This is a genomic window from Catenibacterium sp. (assembly GCF_052354645.1).
Taxonomy (GTDB): domain Bacteria; phylum Bacillota_I; class Bacilli_A; order Erysipelotrichales; family Coprobacillaceae; genus Catenibacterium; species Catenibacterium mitsuoka_A.
The window spans coordinates 1-9,589 of the sequence record NZ_DAWDDM010000050.1 but is presented as its reverse complement, the minus strand read 5'-3'; the positions used below and the strand labels follow the sequence as shown (position 1 = coordinate 9,589).

8 protein-coding genes and 1 pseudogene are annotated in these 9,589 nt (G+C 35.2%); 8 read left to right on the top strand and 1 reads right to left on the bottom strand.

Features of this window, described 5'->3' with window-relative positions; all coding sequences use genetic code 11:
• The 7 genes from ACT8VG_RS03750 to ACT8VG_RS03720 all read left to right on the top strand — a co-directional run.
• Positions 1-907 (top strand): phosphoglycerate kinase (locus tag ACT8VG_RS03750; protein WP_444195234.1); only part of this gene is annotated, 907 nt, incomplete at its 5' end.
• Between the two features lie 24 nt (positions 908-931).
• Positions 932-1,678: a triose-phosphate isomerase gene (gene tpiA, locus ACT8VG_RS03745; protein ID WP_022425257.1), complete on the top strand. Its 747-nt coding sequence runs from the start codon at positions 932-934 to the stop codon at positions 1,676-1,678.
• 96 nt (positions 1,679-1,774) lie between these two features.
• Positions 1,775-3,574, top strand: coding sequence for an oligoendopeptidase F (gene pepF, locus ACT8VG_RS03740; RefSeq protein WP_187012492.1), 1,800 nt, complete (start codon positions 1,775-1,777; stop codon positions 3,572-3,574).
• A 270-nt stretch (positions 3,575-3,844) separates the two neighbouring features.
• Positions 3,845-4,201 (top strand): type I restriction-modification enzyme R subunit C-terminal domain-containing protein, encoded by a 357-nt coding sequence (locus ACT8VG_RS03735; protein WP_444195233.1) that lies wholly within the window; start codon positions 3,845-3,847, stop codon positions 4,199-4,201.
• 247 nt (positions 4,202-4,448) lie between these two features.
• Positions 4,449-7,100 carry a bifunctional acetaldehyde-CoA/alcohol dehydrogenase gene (gene adhE, locus ACT8VG_RS03730; RefSeq protein WP_444195232.1) on the top strand — a complete coding sequence of 884 codons (2,652 nt, stop codon included), beginning with the start codon at positions 4,449-4,451 and terminating at the stop codon, positions 7,098-7,100.
• Positions 7,101-7,226: 126 nt separating this feature from the next.
• Complete coding sequence (locus tag ACT8VG_RS03725) at positions 7,227-7,844, top strand: VanZ family protein (RefSeq protein WP_195920645.1); 618 nt, start codon at positions 7,227-7,229, stop codon at positions 7,842-7,844.
• Between the two features lie 69 nt (positions 7,845-7,913).
• The gene (locus tag ACT8VG_RS03720) at positions 7,914-8,144 is read left to right on the top strand and encodes a hypothetical protein (protein WP_022425252.1); all 231 of its coding nucleotides are present in this window, start codon (positions 7,914-7,916) and stop codon (positions 8,142-8,144) included.
• Positions 8,145-8,165: 21 nt separating this feature from the next.
• Here ACT8VG_RS03720 and ACT8VG_RS03715 read toward each other — a convergent pair whose 3' ends face one another.
• Positions 8,166-8,954: an HAD family hydrolase gene (locus tag ACT8VG_RS03715; RefSeq protein WP_444195231.1), complete on the bottom strand. Its 789-nt coding sequence runs from the start codon at positions 8,952-8,954 to the stop codon at positions 8,166-8,168.
• 167 nt (positions 8,955-9,121) lie between these two features.
• Between ACT8VG_RS03715 and ACT8VG_RS03710 the strand changes: the two are divergent.
• A pseudogene (locus tag ACT8VG_RS03710) lies at positions 9,122-9,589 on the top strand (sulfide/dihydroorotate dehydrogenase-like FAD/NAD-binding protein); the annotation flags it as partial.

Genomic DNA, 9,589 nt, shown 5'->3' with positions numbered 1-9,589 from the left:
GTTCGTAAACGCTACTCGCGGTGCTGAACTTGAAGAAGCAGTAAAGAACGCTGAAAACGGACAGGTTATCTTAGTTCAGAACACTCGTTATGAAGCTGGTGAAACTAAGAACGATCCTGAATTAGGTGCTTACTGGGCATCACTTGGTGATGTATTCGTAGAAGATGCATTCGGTTCAGTTCATAGAGCTCATGCTTCAACTGTAGGAATCGCTGCTCACTTACCAGCAGTTGCAGGTTTCTTAGTAGAAAAGGAAATCGCTTATATTGGTAAGGCTGTATCTGATCCAGAAAGACCTTTAGTAGCTATCTTAGGTGGTTCTAAAGTATCTTCTAAGATTGGTGTAATTGAAAACTTATTAAACATTGCTGATAAGATCATTATCGGTGGTGGTATGTGCTATACTTTCGCTAAAGCTCAGGGACATACAGTTGGTTCTTCATTAGTTGAAGAAGATAAGGTAGACTTAGCTAAGTCATTCATCGAAAAGGGTGGAGATAAGTTAATCCTTCCAATCGACTCTGTAGTAAGCAGTAAGTTCGGTGAAGATGGTGATATCAAGGTTGTTGGTGAAGATGTACCAGAAGGATACATGGGTCTTGATATTGGTCCTAAGACTGTTGAATTATTTGCTAAAGAACTTGAAGGTGCTAAGACAGTTATCTGGAATGGCCCTATGGGTGTATTCGAAATGCCTAAGTTCGCAGAAGGTACTAAAGCTGTATGTAGCATGTTAGCTAACCTTAAGGGTGCTAACACTATCATCGGTGGTGGTGACTCTGCAGCTGCTGTTAAGCAGTTAGGATTCGCTGATAAGGTATCTCATATTTCTACTGGTGGAGGAGCATCATTAGAATATATGGAAGGTAAAGTATTACCAGGTATCGCTGCTATCAACGATAAATAATTTTTCGAGGAGATATAATTTAAAATGAGAAAACCAATTATTGTAGGAAACTGGAAAATGAACCATGGCATCGCAGAAACAAAGGAATTTGTTGCTGCTGTTGATGGTAAAGTAACTGATAAAGCTGATTGGGGTATCGCTACTCCTTTCTTAGATTTAGCAACTGCTAAAGAAGGCGCAAAGAACTTAATCGTTGCTGCTGAAAACTGCCATTTCAAAGACAGTGGTGCTTATACTGGTGAAGTAAGCGTTGGAATGTTAAAAGAAATCGGTGTTGAATGGGTTATCTTAGGACATTCTGAAAGAAGACAGTACTTCGGTGAAACTGATGAAACTGTTAACTTAAAGATGCTTCAGGTATTAAACAACGGTATGACTCCAATCGTTTGTGTTGGTGAATCTTTAGAAGAATATGAAGCTGGAAAGACTCATGATGTAGTTAAGACTCAGGTTGTTGCTGCATTCAAGGATGTTACAGCTGAAGCTGCTGAAAGAGTAGTTATCGCTTATGAACCAATCTGGGCTATCGGAACTGGTAAGACTGCAACTAATGAAATCGCAGAAGACGTTTGTGGTTACATTAGAGGTGTAGTTGCTGAACTTTATGGTCAGGACGTTGCTGAAAAAGTAAGAATTCAGTACGGAGGATCTGTAAAGCCTGCTACATTAAAAGCTTTACTTGAACAGCCTAACATCGATGGTGCTTTAGTTGGTGGAGCATCATTACAGGTTGAATCATACGTAGCTATGATTGAAGCTTTAAACGACTAATTATTTAAGAGATGATTCCTTTGGAATCATCTTTTTTTGTGTATGAAATACAAATGAGTGGTATACTATAACTAACTCATTGAAAGGAGCATGATTATGGCAGAAACAATGAAAGAACGTAAAGATATGGATCCACAATATATGTGGGATCTCTCAACACTTTTTAAAAACGATGAAGAATGGAATAACGCATTACCTGAACTTGATGAAATGATTAAGAAATTACCTGAATACCAGGGTAAACTCAATAATGCGAAAACAATCAGAGAATTCTTTGATTTTGATACACATCTAGGTAGAAAGTTATCTGATTTCTATTGTTATGCATCACTTAGAAATTGTGAAGATACAAGAGATAGTGACGCACAGGCAATGGAAGCAAAAGCGTATCAGGTCTATACAGCTTATGCAACTGCAATCAGCTTTGCTGAACCAGAAATCCTATCACTTGATGAAGAAGTTTTAGAATCAATTGTACATTCAGATGATTTAAAACCATATGCATTTAATATGCAGAAGTTATTAGATCAGAAGCCTCATGTATTAAGTGCAAAAGAAGAAGCACTTCTTGCCGCCTTTACAGAAACATTAGGGGCTCCTAGTAAGATTTCTGAAAGCTTACAGGATGCTGATATGACATTTGAATCAGTGACTGATTCAAATGGAGAAGTCCATGAACTTAATCAGTCTAACTATATTCTTTTACAGATGAGTGAAGACCGTACACTTAGATTAAATGCCTTTAAATCTTTCTATAAAGGATTCAAGCAGCATATTAATACTTTTGCTGCTACTTATAATGGCTGTATTAAAGAAGCAGTAGCAGAAGCACAGGTGAGACATTATGAGTCTTCACGTGCAATGAGCATGGCTTATGAACATGTACCTGGTGTAGTGTATGATAGTTTAGTAGATACAGTAAGAAAGTTCATGCCTGAAATGTATCGTTATGTACGTTTAAGAAAACAGATGCTTGGTTTAGATGAACTACACTATTATGATGTTTATACACCTCTAGTTGCAGGATCATCTAAGTCATATACTTATGAAGAAGCACAGCAGATGGTATTAGACGCAGTCACACCACTTGGTAAAGATTATGTCAATAGAGTAAAACAGGCTTATAAGGATAGATGGATTGATGTTTATCCTAATAATGGTAAACGTGGTGGTGCTTTCTCTAGTGGTACTTATGACTCTAATCCATACATCCTCACAAGCTTTACAGGCACATTAGATAGTGTTAGTACAATTGCCCATGAAATGGGTCATTCACAGCATACATGGCTTTCTAACCATACACAGACACCACAAAATGCAGACTATACACTCTTTGTGGCTGAAGTGGCTTCTACAGTCAATGAAAACTTACTTGTAGAACAGTTATTACAGAAGACAACTGAACCTAAAGAACGTTTAGCTTTATTAAACCATTATCTAGAAGGTTTCAAGGGAACAGTTTATCGTCAGACAATGTTTGCAGAATTTGAAAGAGATGCACATGCCATGGCAGAAAGAGGAGAAGCCATCACTGCAGCAAGCATGAATACATTATATAAGAACTTGATCAAAGATTATTTTGGTGAAGATCTAGTCATTGATGATGAAGTACAGTATGAATGGGCTAGAATTCCTCATTTCTATAGACCATTCTATGTATATAAGTATGCAACAAGTTATTGTGCAGCAGTTGCGCTAAGTGAAGCAATTCTTAATAATGAAGATGGTGCAGTAAAGAAATACTTAGAATTCTTATCAATGGGTGGTAGTGCTTATCCATTAGATGAATTAAAGCATGCAGGTGTAGATTTTAGTACACCAGAACCTGTATCTAGAGCTTTAACTAAGTTCAGTCAGATTCTAGATGATGTAGAAGAAACATTAAAGAAATTATAAGAATGAGAGATTAGCATGAATTTAAAAACAAAAAAATAATTTTTTCAATTTTGTTAATTATGTTAGTTCTAGGATTAATAGGATTGTATTCTTACTATAATTTTTAATATGCCGTGAGCAAGAAGTCATAGGACAACCCGAAAGGGTTGTTTTATTTTATGGTATAAGTAAGATAAAGAAAGCATTTATTGACAGTATAAATACACATAATATAGAGAACTGTTAACATAAAAGTACTAGTTATTTTGTATAAGAATCTTATTATATGAAATGAAACATCTAGAAAACTTATTATGGATAGACTTAGGAAGTAAAGACGATTATCGATTACATTTTGGTGATACACCTATCACAAGATTAATTAGAAAGATAGTGGGATTAGATAGACAAGCAGCTATGGCTGAATTCTCACGTTTCTTAGATGATCAGAGCTTGAATTCTAGACAGATTCACTTTGTAGAGTTATTAGTAGATTATATTGTGAAGAATGGTTTCATTGAAGACAAGAAGGTTTTGTTACAGGATCCTTTCAAGTCAATTGGTAGTATGAGTGCCTTGTTTAAGGATAAGATGAATATTGCAAGAGAGATATTAAAGACTGTAGATACGTTCAGCGAAAGATGTTAAAAGAAAACGTTCACAATTTTGAGAGTATTCTATCACTATAAAAAATAATTATAATTTAAATTTTTGATATAAACTAAGCAGAAAAACACCTAATCGGATATCCCTAAACTGCAAACGTTTACAGTAAATGCATTCTACAAATTGTGTAAATTTTCACAAAAGTATGCTTGTTTTTTCACAAGAAGTCATGTATAGTGAACTTACAAAATATGAATAAGAAATATTTTGGTCAATGGAGGATATAAAAATGGCTGATAAGAAAGTCGAAAAGAAAGTTGAAGAATGGACAGAAGAAAAGACTGATGCTTGCATTGATGAGTTAGTTAATAACGCATTAACAGCATTAGACGAATTCGAAGGTTTTGACCAGGAAACTGTTGACTACATCGTAGCAAAGATGTCAGTTGCTGGTCTTGATAAGCACGGTGTTCTTGCAGAAGCTGCAGTAAAAGAAACTGGCCGTGGTGTATTTGAAGACAAAGCTGTTAAGAACTTATTCGCTTGTGAATATGTTACTAACAACATGCGTCATACAAAGACTGTAGGTATTATTAATGAAGATCCACTTACTGGTATCACTGAAATCGCTGAACCAGTTGGTGTTGTTTGTGGTATCGTTCCAGTAACAAACCCAACTTCTACAGTTATCTTTAAGTCTTTAATCGCTATGAAGACTAGAAACCCAATTATCTTCTCATTCCACCCAGGTGCTCATGACTGTTCAGTTATGGCTGCTAAGGTAATGTTAGATGCTGCAGTAAAAGCTGGTGCTCCTAAGAACGTAATCCAGTGGTTACCAATGAAAACTATGTATGCAACTAGTGCATTAATGAATCATCCAGGTGTTGCTACTATCTTAGCTACTGGTGGTAACGCAATGGTTAAGGCTGCTTACTCTTGTGGTAAACCTGCTTTAGGTGTAGGTGCTGGTAACGTTCCTGCATACGTAGAAAAGTCTTGTAAAATCAAAATGGCAGCAAACGATATTTATTTATCAAAATCATTCGATAATGGTATGATTTGTGCATCTGAACAGGTTGTTGTTGTAGATCACGAAATCTATGATGAATTCAAGAAAGAACTTGGTCGTTATCATGTACATTTCTGTAATGCTGAAGAAAAGAAGAAACTTGAACAGTTCATGTTCGGTGCAACAGCATACAGTGAAAACGTAAATGAAGCTAGATTAAACAGCATTGTTCCAGGTAAGAACGCTACTTGGATCGCTGAACAGGCTGGTTTCAAAGTAGCTGATGATGTTCAGATCTTAGTTTGCGAAGTTAAGGAAATCGGTCCTAATGAACCAATGACTAGAGAAAAACTTTCTCCAGTATTAGGTATGATCAAAGCAAACTCTACAGAAGATGGTATTGAAAAGGCTGCTCAGACTGTTGAATTCAACGGTTTAGGACATTCAGCTGCAATCCATACTACTAATCATGAAATTTCTAAAGCATTCGGTAAGAGAATCAAAGCTATCCGTATTATTGAAAACGCTCCATCTACATTCGGTGGTATCGGTTCAGTATACAATGCATTCTTACCTTCATTAACACTTGGTTGTGGTTCTTATGGTCATAACTCAGTATCAAACAACGTAAGTGCTATTAACTTACTAAATATTAAGAGAATAGGGAGACGTAACAACAATATGCAATGGGTTAAACTTCCTCCAAAGATTTATTTCGAAAGAAATTCAATCAGATATCTTAGAGATATGAAGGAAATGAAGAAAGCAATGATCGTTACAGACAGAGGTATGTATGACCTTGGTTATGTAGGAAAGATCGAAGATGTTATCAAGAGAAGACGTAACAAAGTAGACGTTGACTTATTCATCGACGTTGAACCAGATCCATCTTTAGATATGACTCTTAAGGGTCTTGAAATCATGAAGAGCTTCCAGCCTGATACAATCATCGCTATCGGTGGTGGATCTTCAATGGATGCTGCTAAAGTTATGTGGTTAATGTATGAACATCCAGAAGTTAACTTCGATGACATCAAGCAGAAATTCATGGATATCAGAAAGAGAGCATTCAAGTTCCCAGAACTTGGTAAGAAAGCTAAGTTAGTATGTATCCCAACTACTTCAGGTACAGGTTCAGAAGTAACTCCATTCGCAGTTATCACTGATACTAAGGAAAACAAGAAATATCCATTAACTGACTACGCTTTAACTCCAACAATCGCTATTGTTGACCCTGAATTCGCTATGTCTATGCCACCAAAAATCGCTGCAGATACTGGTATCGACGTATTAACTCATGCTGTTGAAGCATATGTTTCAATCTTAGCTTCTGACTTCACTGATGGTTGGGCTAAACAGGCTGTTAAGTTAGTATTCGAAAACCTTGAAAAGTCAGTACTTGAAGGTGATCCTGATGCTAGAATTAAGATGCATAACGCTGCATCAATCGCAGGTATGGCATTCGCTAACGCATTCTTAGGAATGAACCACTCATTAGCTCATAAGATCGGTGGAGAATGGCATATTCCTCATGGACGTACTAACGGTATGTTATTACCACATGTAATCAGATACAATGGTACAGTTCCAACTAAGTTAAACATCTGGCCAAAGATCGAAGACTATAAGGCAGATAAGAAATATAGAGAATTAGCAGAATTAATCGGCTTACATCCAAAGACTGATGCAGAAGGTGTTGAAATGTTCGCACAGGCTGTTGAAAAATTATGGGTAAAAGTTGGTGGTGCTGTAAACGTTAAGTCACAGAACATCAGCAAAGCTGATTGGGAAGAATCAGTACATAGAATCGCTATGAACGCATACGAAGACCAGTGTACTCCTGCTAACCCAAGAATGCCTATGGTTAAAGATATGGAAGTTATCCTAGAAACAATCTACGATTACGAATCTCCATTCGCTAAGAAATAATTCTTAAAACCACTTAGAGGAAAGCCTTACGGCTCTCCTCTTTTTTGTGTTAAATTATGTTAAATTGAATCGTTTATTGACTCATATAAGTGAACTCATTAAAATGTGCTTTTGGAGGACACTGTCATGAAACATAAACGTTTTTTATTCTTACTTACTGCAGCTGTCGCTTTCATTATTCAATTAATCGATATCATTTCTTATACAATCAAGTTTTCTATTACACAGACATTTGTACTTGTTATTATACAGATGATTGGTTTAGTAGGTTATGCTTTTGATGCAAGAAATGTAGTACAAAATAAAAGAAGAATGTTTACTATACTTCATAGTGTCGCATTCATCATCTACCTTATAAATCTTACTTATCAACTGTTCCTTAACCCAGCATTAAGACATGTTAAAGTTGTAAGTAGTGTGAATATAAGTCCATTAAAGACAATATTTCTCTATTACACGGCTTATGAAAGACATACACTACCAATTAAGAATATCATTCTGAATATAATTGGGAACGTCATGTTGTTCATGCCTTTTGGTTATTTTATATATGTTCTATTCAAACCAATGCGTTCATTTCTACCTTATTTCCTCTTTTTCTTATTTATGATTATAGGAGTAGAAGTCATTCAGTATATTTGGAAAGTAGGATCAGCGGATATAGATGATATTATTCTGAATATGAGCGGCGTACTGATTCTATATATTGTATTGAAAATCCCATTCATTAAAAAATTATTTTAAAGTCAAAAAAATCACAAGTATTACACATCTTTTCTGTTACAATAATTGTATAAGAAAGAGGTGAATCTTGTGCTTTTTATTTTTCTACTATTGTTGTTCTTATATTTGTTCCTAACAAGATACTACATCACTGAAGACGTGATTGTAAAAGAAGTCCTTGAAGATAAGATCATATTTGAATCAGAACTTGGTAAAGAAATTGTACTCAAAGTAACAAAACCTCATGAATATCTAGAAGGACAAAAGGGACAAGTCTCATTTCATGGAGAAAGAATCGTATCATTTCAAAAAGCAGCCTAAATAAAATAGGCTGCTTTTTGATTAGATGACGTTAAAGTGTTTTAAGGCATTGTAGATGCCATCATCTTCAATATCGGTTGTAATATACGTTACATAATCAAATAGAACAGGATTAGAATTACCCATAGCTACTGATTCCTTAGTATAAGTCAACATTGGTAGATCATTGGTAGAATCACCAATAGAAATACAATCATCAATAGAAGCACCAATGAGATCAATAAATGTTTGAATACCTGTTGCTTTAGAACATGCTTTAGGAACTACTTCAATGAAGTCTTCAGCACGCTGGATGTATTCTAAATCATCTTTAAATGCATCCTTAAATGTTTCAATATCATCTTTTGGTGTATACCATGCAGTGAACTTATCAAAATTAGGTTCATCATCTTTATGATATACAGGAACATTTACTTTAATATCACTATAATGTTCTTTGATTTCCTGAACTGTCTTTGTCTTGATTGTTTCAGGGAAATAAATAGATTCAGGACCTTCTAATACGGCATCAATATCTAATTCAATAGCTTTATTCACAATTCCTTTCTTTAATTCTGAAGGAAGTTTAGCATGATAGATTTCTTTACCATGATAGTAGATATTAGTCCCACAACCACAGATATAACCATCTAATCCTAATTCTTTAATTACATCTTCTATAATACAAATAGTACGTCCTGTATTCACCATCAAGATATGTCCATTATCCTGAGCTAGTTTGATTGCTTTCTTTGTGCTTTCAGGAACAGTAAAGTCTGTTTCTGTAGATAAAGTACCATCAATATCAAAAAATATAACTCTTCTACTCATATATATTCTCCTTGTTTTATAAACTAAACCACAAATAATTACATATGTCAACTCCCTCTCAATTCTTGAAAATGCCACATGTTAGCGCATTAATTTACTATCAAGCGACATTGAATAGAAACCTAATATGTGATAAGATTAAATAAGATTCAGAAAGGATTGAGAATATGTATAAGATTGTAAAAAAAGAAGTACTTAATGACGTTGTACAGTTAATGGAAGTACATGCACCAATGGTTTCAAGAAAATGTGAACCAGGGCAGTTTATTATTTTACGTGTAGGAGAAGATGGAGAAAGAATCCCTCTTACAATTGCTGATTATGATAGAGAAAAGGAAACAATCACAATAATTTATCAGATTGTAGGTTACTCTACTAAACAGCTTGCTAAGTTAGAAGAAGGAGACTATATCACTGACTTCGTAGGTCCTCTTGGTGTCCCTACTCATCTTGAAAAGAAGGATCACGTGATTGGTGTAGCTGGTGGTGTGGGTAGTGCACCATTATTCCCACAGTTAAGAAAATTAGCAGAACTTGGTACTAAGGTTGATGTAATCATCGGTGGACGTGAAGAACAGTATGTATTATGGGCATATCGTTTTAAAGAATTCTGTGATAATGTATATATCTTTCTA